At 35.8% G+C, this 18,638-nt stretch carries 16 protein-coding genes and 2 tRNA genes; all 18 read left to right on the top strand.

What is annotated here, in order from left to right:
• The first annotated feature begins 249 nt into the window (after window positions 1-249).
• The 18 genes from glmU (at window position 250) to hpt (ending at window position 18,638) form a co-directional block, all read left to right on the top strand.
• The gene (gene glmU, locus FOT98_RS12725; protein WP_061678915.1) at window positions 250-1,629 is read left to right on the top strand and encodes a bifunctional UDP-N-acetylglucosamine diphosphorylase/glucosamine-1-phosphate N-acetyltransferase GlmU; all 1,380 of its coding nucleotides are present in this window, start codon (window positions 250-252) and stop codon (window positions 1,627-1,629) included.
• A gap of 18 nt (window positions 1,630-1,647) precedes the next feature.
• Window positions 1,648-2,601, top strand: a complete 954-nt coding sequence (locus tag FOT98_RS12720; RefSeq protein WP_002174555.1) for a ribose-phosphate diphosphokinase — start codon at window positions 1,648-1,650, stop codon at window positions 2,599-2,601.
• Between the two features lie 72 nt (window positions 2,602-2,673).
• Window positions 2,674-3,234: an aminoacyl-tRNA hydrolase gene (pth, locus tag FOT98_RS12715; RefSeq protein WP_080000234.1), complete on the top strand. Its 561-nt coding sequence runs from the start codon at window positions 2,674-2,676 to the stop codon at window positions 3,232-3,234.
• 70 nt (window positions 3,235-3,304) lie between these two features.
• Window positions 3,305-3,529 carry an anti-sigma-F factor Fin gene (locus FOT98_RS12710; protein ID WP_061678914.1) on the top strand — a complete coding sequence of 75 codons (225 nt, stop codon included), beginning with the start codon at window positions 3,305-3,307 and terminating at the stop codon, window positions 3,527-3,529.
• A 105-nt stretch (window positions 3,530-3,634) separates the two neighbouring features.
• The gene (mfd, locus tag FOT98_RS12705; RefSeq protein ID WP_061678913.1) at window positions 3,635-7,165 is read left to right on the top strand and encodes a transcription-repair coupling factor; all 3,531 of its coding nucleotides are present in this window, start codon (window positions 3,635-3,637) and stop codon (window positions 7,163-7,165) included.
• 136 nt (window positions 7,166-7,301) lie between these two features.
• Window positions 7,302-7,838 (top strand): stage V sporulation protein T, encoded by a 537-nt coding sequence (gene spoVT, locus FOT98_RS12700; protein ID WP_000648309.1) that lies wholly within the window; start codon window positions 7,302-7,304, stop codon window positions 7,836-7,838.
• Between the two features lie 232 nt (window positions 7,839-8,070).
• A complete protein-coding gene (locus FOT98_RS12695; RefSeq protein ID WP_063262629.1) occupies window positions 8,071-9,672 on the top strand; it encodes a putative polysaccharide biosynthesis protein in 1,602 nt (533 codons plus the stop codon).
• A 12-nt stretch (window positions 9,673-9,684) separates the two neighbouring features.
• Window positions 9,685-11,145: a bifunctional methyltransferase/pyrophosphohydrolase YabN gene (gene yabN, locus FOT98_RS12690; RefSeq protein ID WP_063262630.1), complete on the top strand. Its 1,461-nt coding sequence runs from the start codon at window positions 9,685-9,687 to the stop codon at window positions 11,143-11,145.
• 14 nt (window positions 11,146-11,159) lie between these two features.
• Entirely contained in the window at window positions 11,160-11,435 is a 276-nt protein-coding gene (locus FOT98_RS12685; protein ID WP_001234875.1) for an RNA-binding S4 domain-containing protein, read from the top strand.
• A gap of 58 nt (window positions 11,436-11,493) precedes the next feature.
• Window positions 11,494-11,802, top strand: coding sequence for a sporulation protein YabP (gene yabP / locus FOT98_RS12680; protein ID WP_001059101.1), 309 nt, complete (start codon window positions 11,494-11,496; stop codon window positions 11,800-11,802).
• On the top strand, window positions 11,799-12,452 hold the full coding sequence (yabQ, locus tag FOT98_RS12675) for a spore cortex biosynthesis protein YabQ (RefSeq protein ID WP_063262631.1): 654 nt from the start codon (window positions 11,799-11,801) through the stop codon (window positions 12,450-12,452). The genes yabP and yabQ overlap by 4 nt, the downstream gene beginning before the upstream one ends.
• Window positions 12,449-12,808, top strand: coding sequence for a cell division protein DivIC (divIC, locus tag FOT98_RS12670; protein ID WP_001208737.1), 360 nt, complete (start codon window positions 12,449-12,451; stop codon window positions 12,806-12,808). The genes yabQ and divIC overlap by 4 nt, the downstream gene beginning before the upstream one ends.
• Before the next feature lie 87 nt (window positions 12,809-12,895).
• Window positions 12,896-13,384, top strand: coding sequence for a S1 domain-containing RNA-binding protein (locus tag FOT98_RS12665; protein WP_061678909.1), 489 nt, complete (start codon window positions 12,896-12,898; stop codon window positions 13,382-13,384).
• A gap of 160 nt (window positions 13,385-13,544) precedes the next feature.
• Window positions 13,545-13,618 (top strand) — tRNA-Met (locus FOT98_RS12660).
• A 13-nt stretch (window positions 13,619-13,631) separates the two neighbouring features.
• Window positions 13,632-13,703 (top strand) — tRNA-Glu (locus FOT98_RS12655).
• Between the two features lie 260 nt (window positions 13,704-13,963).
• Window positions 13,964-16,435, top strand: coding sequence for a stage II sporulation protein E (spoIIE, locus tag FOT98_RS12650; protein WP_061678908.1), 2,472 nt, complete (start codon window positions 13,964-13,966; stop codon window positions 16,433-16,435).
• Window positions 16,436-16,668: 233 nt separating this feature from the next.
• Window positions 16,669-18,099 carry a tRNA lysidine(34) synthetase TilS gene (gene tilS / locus FOT98_RS12645; protein ID WP_063262632.1) on the top strand — a complete coding sequence of 477 codons (1,431 nt, stop codon included), beginning with the start codon at window positions 16,669-16,671 and terminating at the stop codon, window positions 18,097-18,099.
• A complete protein-coding gene (hpt, locus tag FOT98_RS12640) occupies window positions 18,096-18,638 on the top strand; it encodes a hypoxanthine phosphoribosyltransferase (protein ID WP_000981838.1) in 543 nt (180 codons plus the stop codon). The genes tilS and hpt overlap by 4 nt, the downstream gene beginning before the upstream one ends.

The following is an 18,638-nucleotide window of genomic DNA, read 5'->3' as shown; positions in this document are numbered from 1 at the left end:
TTTTTTTTTTTGTGGTTTTATACATTTTACGTGCGGAAAATTCAGAATTCATTAAAATGAAGAAGAAAACTTCTAATTTTTTCAAAATCAATTTAAATAGTATAGCTTATTTCTTAAAAAAGATACTAAAGAGTAAAACATCGTATGAGAATTATGGTAAAATTTAATAGTTAAAATGTGTTTCTTGAAATATATGATGATTTAGGATAATATCGTTAATGGATAAATAGGTTGCGATGGAGGGTCTATATGTCAAACAGATTTGCAGTGATTCTAGCTGCAGGTAAAGGCACACGTATGAAGTCTAAGCTATACAAAGTGCTTCATCCTGTATGTGGAAAACCTATGGTACAACATGTTGTCGATCAAGTATCTCAATTAGGATTGCAGAAACTTGTAACAGTCGTAGGACATGGTGCTGAAATGGTACAAGAACAGCTAGGAAACGTAAGTGAGTTTGCATTACAAGCAGAACAACTTGGTACAGCGCATGCTGTAGATCAAGCTGCAAGTGTACTTGCAAATGAAGAAGGAACAACTTTAGTTATTTGTGGTGATACGCCGCTAATAACTGCTGAAACGATGGAATCATTGCTTCAGCAACATAAAGAAGCAGGGGCAATGGCAACGGTGCTAACAGCTTACATAGAAGAGCCTGCTGGATATGGTCGTATCGTTCGTAACGAGAATGGTCATGTTGAAAAGATTGTTGAGCATAAGGATGCAAATGAGAAAGAATTAGCTATTAAAGAAATCAATACAGGTACGTATTGTTTTGATAATAAAGCTTTATTCGCTTCGCTTTCTAAAGTTTCAAATGATAACGTACAAGGTGAATATTACCTGCCAGATGTTATTGAGATTTTAAAAAATGAAGGTCACATTGTATCGGCTTATCAAACAGAGCACTTCGATGAAACGTTAGGTGTTAACGACAGAGTCGCTCTATCGCAAGCGGAAATTATTATGAAAAACCGTATCAACCGAAAGAACATGGTAAATGGTGTTACGATTATTGATCCAAGTAACACGTATATTTCTGCTGATGCAATTATCGGTAGTGATACAGTTCTTCATCCAGGAACAATTATTGAGGGGAACACTGTAATCGGTTCTGATTGTGAAATTGGACCGCATACAGTAATTCGCGATAGTGAAATTGGAGATCGTACGACAATTCGTCAATCTACTGTACATGATAGTAAACTTGGTACAGAAGTATCGGTTGGTCCATTTGCACATATTCGCCCAGATTCAGTTATTGGAGATGAAGTACGCGTTGGAAACTTCGTGGAAATCAAAAAAACTGTTTTTGGTAATAGAAGTAAAGCTTCACACTTAAGTTATATCGGGGATGCACAAGTTGGAGAAGACGTGAATCTTGGTTGTGGTTCAATTACGGTGAACTATGATGGTAAGAATAAATTCAAAACTGTGATTGGTAACGGGGTATTTATTGGATGTAATTCAAACCTTGTTGCTCCTGTAACAGTTGAAGATGGTGCTTATGTGGCAGCAGGCTCTACAATTACAGAGAATGTTCCATCAAAAGCATTATCTGTAGCACGTGCACGTCAAGTTAACAAAGAAGACTATGTTGATCAATTGCTGAATAAGAAAAAATCATAATGTGGAGGGTTAATCTAGATGTCGACTCAATATCTAAATTCTAATTTGAAAGTATTCTCTTTAAACTCTAATAAGGAACTTGCTGAGCAAATTGCAAAGCACATTGGAGTAGGACTAGGAAAATGTTCTGTTGATCGTTTTAGTGATGGAGAAGTTCAAATTAACATTGAAGAAAGTATCCGTGGTTGCGATGTATTCATTATTCAATCTACAAGCTTCCCAGTAAACGAACATATCATGGAATTACTTATTATGATCGATGCATTAAAGCGTGCATCTGCAAAAACAATTAATATTGTTATTCCTTACTATGGTTATGCGCGTCAAGACCGTAAAGCGCGTTCTCGTGAACCAATTACATCGAAACTTGTAGCAAACTTGCTTGAAACAGCAGGTGCAACTCGTGTAATCACTCTAGATTTACATGCTCCACAAATTCAAGGGTTCTTTGATATCCCAATCGACCACTTAATGGGTGTACCGATTCTTTCAGATTACTTTGAAACAAAAGGTCTTAAAGATATCGTAATCGTGTCACCTGACCATGGTGGGGTAACTCGTGCTAGAAAAATGGCGGATCGCCTAAAAGCACCAATCGCTATTATTGATAAGCGTCGTCCTCGTCCGAACGTATCAGAGGTAATGAACATTATCGGTAATATTGAAGGTAAGACAGCAATTTTAATTGATGACATCATTGATACAGCTGGTACAATTACATTAGCAGCAAACGCTCTTGTTGAGAACGGTGCTTCTGAAGTATATGCTTGCTGTACACACCCAGTATTATCTGGTCCAGCAATTGAGCGTATCCAAAACTCAAATATTAAAGAGTTAGTTGTAACGAACTCTATCGTATTACCGGAAGATAAGAAAATCGACAAAGTACATGAACTTTCAGTTGCTCCATTAATCGGAGAAGCAATCATTCGTGTATACGAAGAAGAATCTGTAAGTGTATTATTCAATTAATTGGATAGAATGAGACGTAACCAAGATTGGTTACGTCTTTTCGTATCGAAAAAAGAAAGTAGTGGTACAAGAATGAAATTGATAGTAGGACTTGGGAACCCGGGTAGAGAATATGAATTAACAAGGCATAATATTGGATTTATGGCAATTGATGAACTTGCAAAGCGTTGGAATATTTCTTTGAATGAACAAAAATTTAAAGGAGTATTTGGTGCAGGATTTGTTAATGGGGAAAAAGTAATCTTATTAAAGCCACTTACATATATGAATTTATCTGGGGAAAGTATTCGTCCGCTCATGGATTACTATAAAATTGATGTTGAGGACTTCGTTGTTCTGTACGATGATTTAGACATTCCTGTAGGTAAATTACGCCTTCGTATGAAAGGTAGTGCTGGTGGACATAATGGTGTGAAATCAACAATTTCACATTTAGGAACACAAGAGTTTCAACGCATCCGCATGGGAATTGATCGTCCGAAAAATGGCATGAAGGTAGTAGATTACGTATTAGGGCGTTTCACATCGGAAGAAATTCCTGATGTGGGTCATTCTATTGAAAAAGCAGCGGATGCATGTGAAGAATGGTTAAATAAACCTTTCCTTCAAATCATGAATACCTTCAATAGTTAAGGGTATGATTGGGAATATTTTGTTTTATTTTTACCCATACTAGTAGTAATTGGATTTTTAGGAGGCTAGTATGGAAGGTTATTATCATTGCAGACATTGCGGGAGTAATGTAGGCTCCGTTACTGCAGAAAAAGTATATAGCGACGTTTTATTTCAACTAACAGAGCAAGAAGTAGTAGAGATGATTCATTTTCATGAGAATGGAAATATATATATACAAACGATTTGTGAATCGTGTCAAGAAACGCTCGCATCTTATCCTGAGTATTATGAATATGAAAAATTTCTGCAATAAAATGTTGTCGCTTTGGCATGTCCAAAGCATTTTTCTGTTTTCTTTTTCCGAAATATTTGCATAAAATGTAGTGGCTTGCTCTTTATGTTGAGAGGGGTTTTGAAAATGATAGGTTTATTAGAGCAATTTTATAAAAATGAAGAGATCCAATCGGTTATTAATGGATTAGAAGATGGTTTAAAAGAACAGCTTGTATCAGGTATGGCAACCTCTTCTCGTTCGTTATTAATGGCGGCCTTATATAAAAAAACAAAAAAATCACAACTTATTGTGACGCATAATTTATATCAAGCGCAAAAAGTACATGAAGATTTAGTGGCGTTACTTGGTGAAAAAGATGTGTGGCTATACCCAGTAAATGAATTGATAGCATCAGAAATTGGTGTTGCAAGCCCAGAATTGAAGGCGCAACGTATTGAAGTGTTAAATCGTTTAGCTGCAGGAGAGAATGGGATTATTGTAGCACCGGTTGCAGGACTACGCAGATTTTTACCAATGAAAGAATTGTGGAAGCAAAGGCAAATCGAAATTAATCTAGGGCAAGAGATTGATTTAGATACATTCTTGCATACTTTACATCACATTGGTTATGAGCGTAAGTCGATGGTAGAAGCTCCTGGGGAATTCAGTTTGCGCGGAGGAATATTAGATATTTATCCATTAACTGAAGAGTTACCGTTTCGTATTGAATTTTTCGACACAGAAGTTGATTCTATTCGATTATTTGATGTGGATGAACAGCGCTCTCAAGATAAAAAAGAAAGTGTTAGATTTGGTCCAGCAACAGAGTTTTTATTTTCACAGGAAGAATTGAAGTCGGGAATTAAGCGTCTTGAGGAAGGCTTAACTAAGACGATGCAAAAACTTTCCGATGATAAATTGAAGACTACAGTGCTTGAGACGGTAAGTCATGAAATTGAGATGTTAAAAAACGGGCAAAGTATAGAACAGATGTTTAAATATTTATCTATTTTCTATAACGAACCTGCTAGTCTGATAGATTATTTACCAGAAGATGGTATTGTGGTTTTAGATGAGATTTCCCGTATTCAAGAAACAGCATCACATCTTGAAACGGAAGAGGCGGAATGGTATATCTCACTTCTTGGTGAGGGAACAATTATTCAAGATTTATCTTTCTCACACTCGTTTGAGGAATTTCTTCATCATAAAAAAAGAAGTTTTGTATATTTAACGTTATTCTTACGTCATATAGCACATACACATCCGCAAAATATTGTGAATGTGACATGTAAAACAATGCAAGATTTCCATGGGCAGATGCAGTTGTTGAAAACTGAAATTGACAGATGGAACGAAGGGCATTTTACGACTGTTGTGCTCGGAACTGATGATGAACGTGTGAAAAAATTACAACATATTTTAAGTGATTATGATATTGAGGCAGATATCGTAGAGGGCACAGATATATTATTGCCTGGAAGGTTACAAATTGCTGTAGGTGATTTACATGCAGGATTTGAAATGCCGATGCAAAAGCTTGTTGTTATTACTGAAAAAGAGCTTTTTCATAAGAAAGTTAAAAAATCACAACGTAAGCAAAAGTTATCTAATGCCGAACGTATTAAAAGTTATTCGGAATTAAAAGTTGGAGATTATGTAGTTCATGTTAATCATGGTATAGGTAAATTCTTAGGTATCGAGACGTTAGAGATTAATGGCGTTCATAAAGATTACTTGAATATTAAATATCAAGGTAATGATAAGTTATACGTTCCAATTGAACAAATTGACCAAGTGCAAAAATATGTAGGATCTGAAGGTAAGGATCCTAAAGTTTATAAATTGGGCGGAAATGACTGGAAGAAGGTCAAAACGAAAGTTGAAAAATCTGTACAAGACATTGCGGATGATCTCATTAAATTATATGCTGAACGCGAAGCCTCAAAGGGTTATGCATATACACCAGATACGGCAGAACAACAAGAATTTGAATCTTCTTTCCCGTATCAAGAGACAGAGGATCAATTACGTTCTATTGAAGAGATTAAGAAAGATATGGAACGTGGACGTCCGATGGATAGGCTTCTTTGTGGTGATGTAGGATATGGAAAAACGGAAGTAGCTATCCGTGCGGCATTTAAGGCAATTATGGATGAAAAACAAGTTGCCATTTTAGTGCCGACAACGATCCTTGCACAACAACACTATGAAACAATTCGAGAGCGTTTTCAAGATTATCCAATCAATATAGGATTATTAAGTAGATTCCGTACGAGAAAACAGCAAAATGAAACAATTAAAGGCTTAAGAGATGGTACGGTAGATATCGTAATTGGAACGCATCGTATTTTATCTAAAGATGTTACGTATAAAGATTTAGGTCTCCTTATTATTGATGAAGAACAAAGATTTGGTGTAACGCATAAAGAAAAAATTAAACAATTAAAAGCAAATGTTGACGTATTAACATTAACGGCAACTCCGATTCCGCGTACACTCCATATGTCTATGCTTGGTGTGCGTGACTTATCTGTTATTGAGACACCACCAGAAAATCGTTTCCCAGTTCAAACGTATGTAGTAGAGTATAATCCAGCGTTAATGCGAGAAGCGATAGAACGAGAGCTTGCAAGAGGTGGGCAAATTTACTTCCTATATAATCGTGTGGAGGATATCGAAAGAAAAGCAGATGAAATTTCGATGTTAGTTCCAGACGCACGTGTAACTTATGCACATGGGAAAATGAACGAAAGTGAATTAGAGTCTGTTATGCTATCGTTTTTAGAGGGACAGCATGATGTTCTTGTAAGTACAACAATTATTGAGACGGGTGTAGATATTCCGAATGTAAATACGTTAATTGTATTTGATGCAGATCGTATGGGATTATCGCAGTTGTATCAGCTTCGTGGGCGTGTCGGACGTTCTAATCGTGTTGCATATGCATACTTTGCATACAAACGAGATAAAGTGTTATCAGAAGTTGCAGAGAGGCGTCTACAAGCCATTAAAGAGTTCACAGAGCTTGGATCAGGTTTCAAAATTGCGATGAGAGACTTATCTATTCGTGGTGCAGGTAACTTGTTAGGTGCCGAACAGCATGGATTTATTGATTCTGTCGGATTTGATCTATATTCTCAAATGTTAAAAGATGCAATTGAACAGCGTAGAGGAACAGATGGGGTTGAAAATACAGTTAATGTTGAAATTGATTTAGAAGTAGATGCATATTTACCAGATGCTTATATTTCAGATAGTAAACAAAAAATTATGATGTATAAACAGTTTAGAGGCGTTTCTGCAATGGAGGATATTGAAGAGTTGCAGGAAGAGATGATAGATAGATTTGGTGATTACCCGCAAGAAGTTGGTTACTTATTACAAATTGCAAATATTAAAGTATTGGCAATGAAAGAACAAATTGAGTTAATTAAGCAAAATAAATTTGAAGTAACGATTCTGTTCTCAGAACAAGCAAGTCAAAATATTGATGGCGGAAAATTATTCATGCTTGGAAATAGTTTTGGACGTATGATTGGTTTAGGGATGGAAGGATCACAATTGAAAATCGTTATGAAAACAAATGGCTTAGAGACATCGAAGTGGTTAACAATTGCTGAAAATTTATTAAAAGGTCTACCAGATGTAAAAAAAGAAGTCATAAATGCCTAATATTAGATAAAAAAATACAATTCGGCGTGCATAGAAGAACTAATGTGTAAAATACTATGTCTAACAGTTGGTGATTTTTACATGAACAGGTAAATTCACCACTTTCATCATCAGTAGAAAGTGAGGCAGCATTAGAATGAAAGCAACTGGAATCGTACGTCGAATTGATGATTTAGGTAGGGTAGTAATCCCGAAGGAAATTCGTAGAACTTTACGTATCCGAGAAGGAGACCCATTAGAAATATTTGTTGATCGCGATGGAGAAGTGATTTTGAAGAAATATTCTCCGATTAGTGAACTAGGTGATTTTGCAAAAGAATATACGGAAGCTTTATACGATAGCTTAGGACATAATGTGCTTGTATGCGATCGTGATTCTATTATTGCGGTAGCAGGCATATCTAAAAAAGAATACTTAAATAAAAGCGTTGGCGATTTAATTGAGAAGACAATGGAAGATCGTAAGTCTGTAATTATGACGGATGAAAGCGAAATTTCAATTATTGATGGAGTAACAGAAAAAGTTAGTTCTTATACAATTGGCCCGATTGTTGCGAATGGGGATCCAATTGGAGCTGTTATTATCTTCTCTAAAGAGGCCATTATAAGTGAAGTAGAGCATAAGTCAGTAAATACAGCTGCGAGCTTTTTAGCGAAACAAATGGAGCAGTAAGGCCATATTGAATTTTAGAAGTAGCAATCTTTCCTAATTATGATATTTCTTCTTGAGAAATCAATTATTTGGAGATATATGTATATTGAAAAAAGGTAGCGCTTTGCTACCTTTTTTCGTTGAACATTTCTAGCGTTGCACGAACGTATTATTACTCGTGTAGGTAAGGAAGCTTGTCCTTTTCTTTATGATATAATACGAGGGGTGAGAATAGAAAAAGGAGTTTTCTTGTATGGAATCGAAGAAGTATCAAGCCTTTTGGCGTGGGGCTATTATATTAACAATCGCAAGTTTTGTTACAAAGGTATTAAGCGCTTTTTACCGTATTCCATATCAAAATATAGCGGGTGATATTGGTTTTTATATTTACCAACAAATTTATCCGTTTTATGGATTTTGTTTAATTTTAGCTACTTATGGATTCCCCATTATAATTTCAAAAATGGTTGCGGAACGATTAGAGCGAGGGAAACAAAAAGAAGCAGAAGAAATTATTTGTGTATCTTTTTGGTTTTTATTGGGAATTGGTTTCGTAGGCTTTTTTACATTGTTTTTTGGTGCCGAAGCAATTGCAACAGCTATGGGCGATACACACTTAGATAAGTTATTACGTGTTATTTCATTTTCATTCATATTGATGCCGTTTCTATCTGTAGCAAGAGGATATTTTCAGGGGTTCAATAATATGATGCCAACAGCTGTTTCGCAAGTGATAGAACAAACGATTCGTGTTTCTATTATTGTATTTTTATCTCTATTCCTAATTGCTCACGGATTTGATTTATATACAGTCGGTGCAGGTGCTATGTTAGGTTCAATCGCAGGTGGACTGATTGGGATTATCGTACTTGTACTTTATATGCGTCATGACTTTCGTTCTATATTCTTCAAAAGTGTAAAGAGAATTAAGGGCAAAAAGAGGATCATTAAAATTCTGTTTTGGCAGGGATTGGCGATTTGTGTTAGTAACTTAGTACTTATTTTTATACAAATGGCTGATTCGGTTTCCTTCTATTCCTTACTTATTGGAGCAGGAGAGCCAGCTGAAAGTGCAAAGGTATTAAAAGGTGTGTATGACAGAAGTATCCCGCTTATGCAATTAGGGACTGTCGTGACAACTTCTTTCTCGTTGTCGCTTATTCCAATCATTACAGCGGCGAAGGAAAGAGGAGATCTTTCCTTTATTCGAGAAAAGGTAAAGTTAGCAATGAAAATAACATTTGTTATTGGATTTGCAGCGGCCATTGGATTAACTTGTATTATTCAGCCTACGAATATTATGCTGTTTGAAAATAGTGATGGGTCAGATGTTTTATCCATTTTATCTTTATCTATTTTATTTAGTTCATTGTCGATTACAACTGCTTCTATTTTGCAAGGGTTAGGACAAACATTAAAACCAGCAATATTCGTTATATTTGGGAGTTGTTTAAAGTTAGCTTTAAATTATATATTAATGCCGTATTTTGGTGTGAAGGGAGCTGCAATCGCAACACTAGTTGCGTTACTTGTAATTTCTGTGTTAAATAGTGCATTACTTACGCAAGCCGTATCTGAATCGCTCATCGATAAACGTAATATGTTAGGTGTAGTTATTAGTGGTATCGGTATGGGATTTGTATTAATAATGTTTATGCGTGTGATGCAAATGTCTGGATTAGTAATTGATACGGAACATAGAGGAATCGCGACAATTGAGGCGTTGTTAGGTGTAGCTATCGGCGGATTGGCATATATGTTTTTAATTTTAAAATTACGTGTATTTACAAAAGCGGAAATAGGAACCGTTATGAAAAAAGAGAAAAAAGAAGGTTCTTTGAAGAAGAGTGGATAGAGGTGGCAGGTTGTGAGTGGAATCATTACTATTTTAGGATTAGGTGCTGGTGAGTTAGATCAGTTAACGATGGGTGTATATCGAAAAATAAAAGAAGCAGATCACATGTTTGTTAGAACGAAGGAACATCCCGTTATAGAAGAGTTGGAGAAAGAAGGTATACAATATACAGCCTTTGACAGTGTGTATGAAGCACATGATACGTTTGAAATTGTATATGAAACAATTGCGAATACATTGTTAGAACAAGCTGAAGGCGCAGAAATCATCTATGCCGTGCCAGGGCATCCGCTTGTAGCGGAAAGAACGGTTCAGCTACTATTGGAAAAAGGCGAAGTAGCGAATGTTGAAGTGCGCATTGAAGGTGGACAAAGTTTCCTTGATCCTATGTTTGCAAGTCTAAAGATTGATCCGATTGAAGGATTCCAATTAATTGATGCTACATCATTTGAAAGAGGGCAATTAGAATTACGTCAACATTTAATCTTTTGCCAAGTATATGACGCATTCGTTGCATCTGATGTGAAATTAACATTAATGGAGATGCTGCCAGATGATTATGAAGTGTATATCGTAACAGCTGCAGGGACTTCATTTGAACAAGTTAAAAAGGTGCCGTTGTACATGTTAGATCATGAAACGGAATTAAATAATTTAACGAGTGTATATGTACCACCAGTTCAGGAACGTGCGTCCTTGTATCAACAGTTTGACGTGCTTAGAGAAATTATTGCAGACCTTCGTGGACCGAATGGTTGTCCGTGGGATAAAAAGCAAACACATCAATCTTTAAAGAAGTATTTAATTGAGGAAGCTTATGAAGTGTTGGAAGCAATTGATGAAGAGGATGATGATCACTTAGTAGAAGAACTGGGTGATGTATTATTACAAGTTATGCTGCATGCCCAAATCGGAGAGGATGAAGGTTGGTTCTCTATAGATGATATTATTCGAACTTTATCTGAGAAAATGGTTCGTCGCCATCCGCATGTATTTGGGAATACAGATGTAAATAGTGCCGATGAAGTACTTGCTAATTGGGAAGAAATTAAAAAACAAGAAAAAGGATTCGTAAAAGAATCTGTTTTAAATGGAGTTCCAAAAAGTTTGCCACAGTTACTACGCGCTTATGAAATCCAGAAAAAAGCTGGCAAGGTTGGTTTTGATTGGGTTGATGTACAACCGATGATAGAAAAAGCTTTAGAAGAATGGCAAGAGTTCCAGCAAGAAGTTACAAACATGGATGAGGCGAAGATGTTAGGTGAATTCGGCGATTTACTATTTGCATTTGTGAATATTGCTCGTCATTATAAAATAGATCCCGAAGAAGCGTTACATTCAACGAATGAGAAATTCGTCGGTCGTTTCTTATACATGGAAGCAAAAGTAGCTGAAATGAATAAAGAGATGCAAGATTTATCATTAGAGCAGTTAGATGTTTTATGGGAAGAGGCAAAACAAACAGAGCGTTAATAGGGGGACTTGATATGCGTCTAGATAAGTTTTTAAAAGTATCACGTTTAATTAAAAGAAGAACATTAGCGAAAGAAGTAGCTGATCAAGGAAGAATAGCAATTAATGGTCAAGTGGCAAAAGCGAGTTCGGATGTGAAAGTAGCTGATGAATTAACAATTCGTTTTGGTCAAAAAATAGTAACTGTAAAAATAAACGAATTAAAAGAAACGACTAAAAAAGAAGATGCAGCAAATATGTATAGCTTAGTTCGCGAAGAAAAAGTAAAGGCTGAAGAAGGCTTGTTCTAAAATCAATTATCCCTTCATACATTACTATTAGCTAGTATAAATGTATGGGGGGATTTACGTGAATAATGGTTACTCACCTATGTCTTCTAATCAACAAAATGTTTCTGTAGAGCATGATATTATTATGCGTGGCAGGCGTGTAATTGATATTACCGGTGTAAAGCAGGTAGAGAGTTTTGATAGCGAAGAGTTTTTGCTTGAGACTGTAATGGGCTTTTTAACAATTCGTGGTCAAAATTTGCAAATGAAAAATTTAGATGTGGAAAAAGGTGTTGTATCGATTAAAGGGAAAGTTCATGAGATGCTGTATATTGATGAGAACCAAGGGGAGAAAACTAAAGGATTCTTTAGTAAGTTGTTTAAATGAGCCTAACAATTCAGTTGTATACGATGCTCTCAATGATCGGAATGGGTGCTTGGGTTGGGGCATCTTTAGATACATACCAACGATTTTTAAATCGTCAGGAACGTAAACGTTGGCTTGTATTTATATATGATATACTATTTTGGATTGTCCAAGCATTATTCGTTTTTTACGTATTGCTTCTTGTAAATGAAGCTGAACTACGTATATATGTATTTTTGGCATTATTATGTGGTTTTGCGGCGTATCAAAGCTTATTGAAAGCAATATACATGAGATTGTTAAATTTTCTCATCTATATTTTTATGCAAACAACACACTTTTTTGTTCAAATTATAAAGCTACTCATGATAAAACCTGTTATTATTATAGCGCAGCTATTTATTGCATTTATATTATTCTTATTTCGTATACTGCTTTCAATTGGACATGTGTTATGGAAAATGGTGATTTGGATATTACTTTTCATATGGAAAGTTTTTTTCTTGCCTGTTCGATTTATTGCTTCGCTCATATGGAAACTTCTCCCTAATCGTGTTAAACTTTTTATAATGAAACATGTAGGGTTCCTGCAATATATAGCAAAATTAAAGGGACATATCTTCCAATTATGGGAGCGTATAAAAAAGAAGTTAGGGGGACCTCGGAAATGAGGGAACTGAGACAAAGAACAATCGAAAAACAGAGTCCAAATCCTGTTAAAGAGCATATAATACAAACGGATGAGAACAGGAAGCGACTTTATCGCCGTTTAGCGGTTTTTCTTGTCTTTGCTTTTACAATTATTGCGAGTATTAGTGTAACGTTTTATCAACAAAACAGTTCCATTAGAGCAAAAGAAGCAAAAGTTAAGGACATGAAAAAAGAACTGGATTCATTAACGAATAAAGAAAAGAGTCTAAAAGACGAAGTTCAAAAGTTAAATGATGAAGAGTACGTATTAAAGATTGCTAGAAGGGATTATTTCTTCTCTGGAAAAGGGGAGATAATTTTTCCTGTTTCTAAGTAGAGTATGTCTTATTGACACTATATTTTAGGATTATATATAATAAAGTAAAATTTGACTTTTTAACCACTAAGGAGGAGCATTTTTTTTATGTCAATCGAGGTAGGCAGCAAGTTACAGGGTAAAGTAACAGGTATTACAAATTTTGGGGCTTTTGTGGAGCTGCCAGAAGGCTTAACGGGTCTTGTTCATATTAGTGAAGTTGCTGATAATTATGTGAAAGATATTAACGATCACTTAAAAGTGGGCGACCAAGTAGAAGTAAAAGTTATTAACGTTGAAAAAGATGGCAAGATCGGTCTATCTATTAAAAAAGCGAAAGAGCGTGAAAAAACAGAAGGAGATCGTCCACGTGGTGAATACCAACGCGGTGGTGGCGATCAACAACGTTCTGGACGTCCACAACGTAATAATCGTTCTTTCAATAGAGATAACCGTGGCGGCGGTAACGAACGAGCTCCAAAAGAAACATTCGAGCAAAAGATGGCACGTTTCTTAAAGGATAGTGAAGATCGTTTAACTTCTTTAAAGCGTAACACAGAATCTAAACGTGGTGGCCGTGGCGCACGTCGCGGATAATAAGAACGTTTAATTCTTAGCATATAGAGAGGTACCCAGGGCGATTGCTCAGGGTGCTTTTTTATATGTAAAAATATATTTTTAAAAAAGTTTTCAAGATGTGTTGACTTTAAATTATATCTGAGGTAAGATACTAATTGTCCGTTAAATAAGACGACATGGCGGTGTAGCTCAGCTGGCTAGAGCGTACGGTTCATACCCGTGAGGTCGGGGGTTCGATCCCCTCCGCCGCTATATTTAATTTAACGGCCCGTTGGTCAAGTGGTTAAGACACCGCCCTTTCACGGCGGTAACACGGGTTCGAATCCCGTACGGGTCATCCTAAAAAGATCATGCAAATTTGCATGATCTTTTTTTATTAAATAAATTAAGACATACAACACTTCTACAAAATCACCCTATATTTTCTGAATGTTCGATTAAAATAGTAGAGATACATTACATACCGTGTATATATGTAGAGTTATTTCGAATAAAAAGTCGAACGATTATAAAAGTGAAAACTGTTGTTTTGACAAAAATCCCAATAATCATCTTTTATAATGACAGTAATTAAACTATGCAGGTGGTGTTAAAAATATGCCTAAAGCAGGAAGGAATACTATGAATACAAGTGCATTGGCAATGAATGAGAGTCAGCTTGGAGCAGGAAAGTGGACAAGTAAGTTGCGAATGAAGTTTGAACAAGTTTTCTTTAGATGGGGATTTATTATTGTTGTTATTGGTTTTCTTTTGGGACGAGCATATATATTAACAAACATTTTACCGTTTGCACTGCCATTTTTTGCTGCTGTTTATGTTATGAAGCGGGATAAAATGCCGCTCGCGTTCTTGGCTCTAATGGGGGGCGCACTTTCAGTTTCGATAGATAATTTATTCTTTACCTTTGCATCTATTTTTACTTTCTTCATTTATAATATCTTCTTTAGTCGGTTTACACGTAAAACTGTCGGACTTGTTCCATTCCAAGTATTTATCTCCGCATTAACCGCGCATTTAGTTGTCGTATATTTTGCGCAACAAACTGTTACCATGTACGATTTACTCGTTAGTACGATTGAGGCAGGGCTTAGCTTCGTATTAACTATGATATTTTTACAAAGTGTTCCGCTTTTAGTCGAACGAAAAGGTAAACAACAAGCGCTAGAGACAGAAGAAATTGTTTGTTTAATTATATTACTAGCTTCTGTTTTAACAGGTACAACAGATTGGTTTGTATATGACGCTTCTATTCAACATATTTTTACTAGGTATTTAGTGCTCGTGTTTGCATTTATCGCGGGGGCGGCTACAGGATCTACAGTGGGGGTCGTCACTGGATTAATATTAAGTTTAGCGAATGTCTCTAGTTTGTCTCAACTTAGTCTGCTTGCTTTTTCTGGGTTGCTTGGTGGTTTGTTAAAAGAAGGAAAGCGTTTAGGTGTTAGTTTAGGTTTATTAATTGGGACGAGCTTGATTACGCTATATGTAGACAAACAAACAAACATTGTGACAACTTTAATTGAATCTGGTGTGGCGATTGCGTTCTTCTTATTAACACCGAAACTTGTTATGGATCGTATTGCTAAATTCATGCCAGGCACACAGGAACATTCGCAAGATCAACAACAGTATTTAAGAAGGATGCGTGATGTTACAGCGAATAAAATTAATCAATTTGCCAATGTATTTGCTGCTTTATCTAATAGCTTTTCTGTATATGGATATGTGGAGGAGGAAGATAAAGAGACGGAGGCAGATTTGTTCTTAAGCACAATTACTGCAAAAACATGTCAAACATGCTTTAAAAAGGACCAATGCTGGGTAGTTAATTTCGATAAAACGTACGACTATATGAAACAAATAATGAGTGAAACGGAAGAGGGGACGTTGCAGCATAATCGGAAGTTAGTCCGTGAATGGGACAAGCATTGTGTGAGAGGAAAGAAAGTGACGGATTTAGTAGCTGGTGAATTAGATCATTTCTATGAGGGACAGAAATTACGAAAGCAAATGAAAGAAAATCGTAGAATAGTAGCGGAGCAACTATTAGGTGTATCAAAAGTTATGGAGGATTTTGCTAAGGAGATACAAAGAGAACGAGAAAATCATCAAGTACAAGAAGAACAGATCTTGCAAGCGTTTCGTGATTTTGGTGTAGAAATAGAGCACGTTGATATTTATTGTTTAGATAGAGGAAGTATTGATATTGAAATGCTAATTCCCGTTGCATCTAATGAACATGGAGAGTGTGAAAAATTAGTTGCACCGATGCTTTCGGATATTCTAAAGGAAAATATAGTTGTTAAACATGAAGAAAAGTCTTCTTATCCGAACGGTCACAGCTTAATATCATTTGGTTCGGCAAAAACGTATTCTCTTGATACTGGGTTGGCTACAGCTGCAAAAGGCGGTGGGTTTGTTTCGGGTGATTCTTATGCGATGATGGATCTAAGTGTCGGTAAATATGCGCTTGCAATTAGTGATGGTATGGGAAATGGGCAAAGAGCTCATATGGAGAGTAAAGAAACGGTGAAATTATTACAAAAAATACTTCAATCAGGCATTGATGAGGAAATAGCGATTAAGTCTATCAATTCTATTCTTTCTTTAAGGACAACAGAAGAGATGTTTACGACGTTAGATTTAGCTATGGTAGATTTGCGGGATGCGAGCGCGAAGTTTTTAAAGATTGGGTCGACACCGAGTTTTGTTAAACGTGCAAATAATATTTTGAAAATTGAGGCAAGTAATTTACCGATGGGAATTATTGAGGATGTTGAAGTTGATGTAGTAGGTGAACAATTAAAAACGGGTGATATTCTTATTATGATGAGCGATGGGATTTTTGAGGGAGCGCAACATGTGGAGAATCATGAACTATGGATGAAACGAAAAATTAAAGAATTACAAACCGAAGATCCACAAGAAATTGCTGATATCATTATGGAAGAGGTGATTCGCTCTTGTGATGGTTATATAAATGACGATATGACTATTGTTGTGGCGAAAGTGAAGAAAAATATGCCAAAGTGGGCTACGATTCCAATTGTAGGAATGCAGGCACAATAAATTTCAAGTGTGAAGTTTCTCTATTGCTGTTTCTTTCTAAAAACCTAGGTGGATGCCTAGGTTTTTTTGCTTTAACAGATAATATTATTATTTTTGTGAATATGTACGGATGATGTAAGATAAAAATGTAATTTTTGTATATCTTTTTTTTGCACAATGTTTGTAAAAGTTGTACCATTATAAACAAGGTAACTAACGTTGCTGTTCTTGTTTAATGAAAGGTGATTACGAAGTTGAAATATACATTTGTTGAAAAGGTAGATGACTTTGTAAAGCAGCATGATGTATTAAAGGAACATTCAACGATTGTTGTAGGGGTTTCTGGTGGTCCTGACTCTTTGGCTCTTCTATATTATTTGTTAGAAAAAAGAGCAGCAAAACAGTTTGAAATTGTAGTGGCACATGTGGATCATATGTTTAGAGGTGATGAATCTCATGAGGACCTACAGTTTGTGCAGGAACTTTGTAAGGGACTGGGAGTTATTTGCGAAACGATAAGGATTAATGTGTCGCAATATCAACAGCAATACGGGATGAATGCACAAGTTGCTGCTAGAGAATGCAGATATGCATTTTTGGAAAGAATAATGAAGAAATATGATGCGAGATATGTAGCCCTTGGACATCATGGTGATGACCAAGTAGAGACGATCTTAATGCGCCTTGTGCGAGGGAGTACTCCGAAAGGATATGCAGGCATTGCAGTGAAGCGTCCTTTTCATAATGGATATTTAATTAGGCCGTTACTTGGAGTAACGAAGGAAGAAATTGTTGATTACTGTAATAAGCTAAAAATAATTCCTCGTATAGATCCAAGTAATAAAAAGGAAGTATATACAAGGAATCGATTACGTAAATATGTCCTTCCGCATTTGAAAGAAGAAAATTCACAAGTGCATGAGAAATTCCAAAAATTTAGCATGCAGATGCAAGAGGATGAGGCGTATTTGCAGGAATTAGCTTTTGAGAAAATGAATAAAGTAATTACAAAAAAAAGTGATAAACAAATTAGCTTATCAATTCCTGCCTTTGAATCCATGTCTATGCCTTTACAAAGAAGAGGGATTCAACTAATATTAAACTATCTTTATGAATATAAGATTCCATCTTCTCTTTCCTCTATACATATTGACAAAGTGATTGAGTTTTTTAAGCGAACACAACCTTCGGGTTCACTTGATTTCCCAGGTGATTTAAAAATTGTTCGCGCATACGAGGAGTGCAGCTTTGGATTTAAACAAGAAATTGTTTCTCCTTTTTTACAAGATTTATCAATTCCCGGGACAATTACGCTATCGAACGGGGATAAGCTTGTAGCAGAGGTGAGCGAAGATATACCAAGTAACATGAATGAAACAGTATTTGTTGCTAAGTATAATGATATATCATATCCACTTCGTATTCGTTCTAGAGAAAATGGAGATCGTATGTCAATACAAGGTATGAATGGCACAAAAAAGATAAAAACTATTTTTATCGAAGCAAAAGTACCAAGAGAAAAAAGAGAAGAATGGCCGGTCGTTTGTGATGCAAGTGGGAATATTATTTGGATACCCTTGTTGAAGCGATCTGCATTTGCTATCTCGAAAGAGACGGCAAAGAAGGATAAATATATGATTATTCACTACAAAAGCAAGGAGTCTTCCGGGAGGATAATGAAATGATGAATCAAGATATCGAAAAAGTATTAATTTCTGAAGAACAAATACAAGAAAAGGTGCTCGAATTAGGCGCAATTATTGCAGAGGATTATAAAAACACAGTACCTCTTGCAATCGGCGTATTAAAGGGTGCAATGCCATTCATGGCAGATTTATTAAAGAGAACAGATACATATCTTGAAATGGACTTTATGGCTGTATCTAGTTACGGTCACTCTACTGTTTCAACAGGCGAAGTGAAAATTTTAAAAGACCTTGATACTTCTGTAGAAGGTCGCGATATTTTAATCGTTGAAGATATTATTGATAGCGGTCTTACGTTAAGCTACTTAGTAGACCTATTTAAATATCGTAAAGCGAAATCTGTAAAAATTGTTACGTTATTAGATAAGCCAACAGGCCGCAAAGTAGATTTGAAAGCGGATTATGTTGGATTTACTGTACCGCATGAATTTGTTGTAGGGTATGGATTAGATTATAAAGAGCAGTACCGTAATCTTCCTTATGTAGGAGTATTAAAACCAAGCGTTTACTCAAATTAA

The organism is Bacillus sp. HY001 (assembly GCF_007558965.1).
GTDB classification, from domain to species: Bacteria; Bacillota; Bacilli; order Bacillales; family Bacillaceae_G; genus Bacillus_A; species Bacillus_A mobilis.
The sequence above is the reverse complement of the archived record's forward strand: the minus strand, read 5'-3'. Positions and strand labels throughout refer to the sequence as shown.

What these genes read in the sequence shown, in the direction of transcription:
- spoVT (WP_000648309.1), top strand. Translation starts at nt 7,302, where the DNA reads ATGAAAGCAACTGGAATCGTACGTCGAATTGATGATTTAGGTAGGGTA.
- divIC (WP_001208737.1), top strand. Translation starts at nt 12,449, where the DNA reads ATGAGGGAACTGAGACAAAGAACAATCGAAAAACAGAGTCCAAATCCT.
- FOT98_RS12720 (WP_002174555.1), top strand. Translation starts at nt 1,648, where the DNA reads ATGTCGACTCAATATCTAAATTCTAATTTGAAAGTATTCTCTTTAAAC.
- FOT98_RS12710 (WP_061678914.1), top strand. Translation starts at nt 3,305, where the DNA reads ATGGAAGGTTATTATCATTGCAGACATTGCGGGAGTAATGTAGGCTCC.
- FOT98_RS12695 (WP_063262629.1), top strand. Translation starts at nt 8,071, where the DNA reads ATGGAATCGAAGAAGTATCAAGCCTTTTGGCGTGGGGCTATTATATTA.
- FOT98_RS12685 (WP_001234875.1), top strand. Translation starts at nt 11,160, where the DNA reads ATGCGTCTAGATAAGTTTTTAAAAGTATCACGTTTAATTAAAAGAAGA.
- FOT98_RS12665 (WP_061678909.1), top strand. Translation starts at nt 12,896, where the DNA reads ATGTCAATCGAGGTAGGCAGCAAGTTACAGGGTAAAGTAACAGGTATT.
- pth (WP_080000234.1), top strand. Translation starts at nt 2,674, where the DNA reads ATGAAATTGATAGTAGGACTTGGGAACCCGGGTAGAGAATATGAATTA.
- glmU (WP_061678915.1), top strand. Translation starts at nt 250, where the DNA reads ATGTCAAACAGATTTGCAGTGATTCTAGCTGCAGGTAAAGGCACACGT.
- spoIIE (WP_061678908.1), top strand. Translation starts at nt 13,964, where the DNA reads ATGCCTAAAGCAGGAAGGAATACTATGAATACAAGTGCATTGGCAATG.
- hpt (WP_000981838.1), top strand. Translation starts at nt 18,096, where the DNA reads ATGATGAATCAAGATATCGAAAAAGTATTAATTTCTGAAGAACAAATA.
- yabQ (WP_063262631.1), top strand. Translation starts at nt 11,799, where the DNA reads ATGAGCCTAACAATTCAGTTGTATACGATGCTCTCAATGATCGGAATG.
- mfd (WP_061678913.1), top strand. Translation starts at nt 3,635, where the DNA reads ATGATAGGTTTATTAGAGCAATTTTATAAAAATGAAGAGATCCAATCG.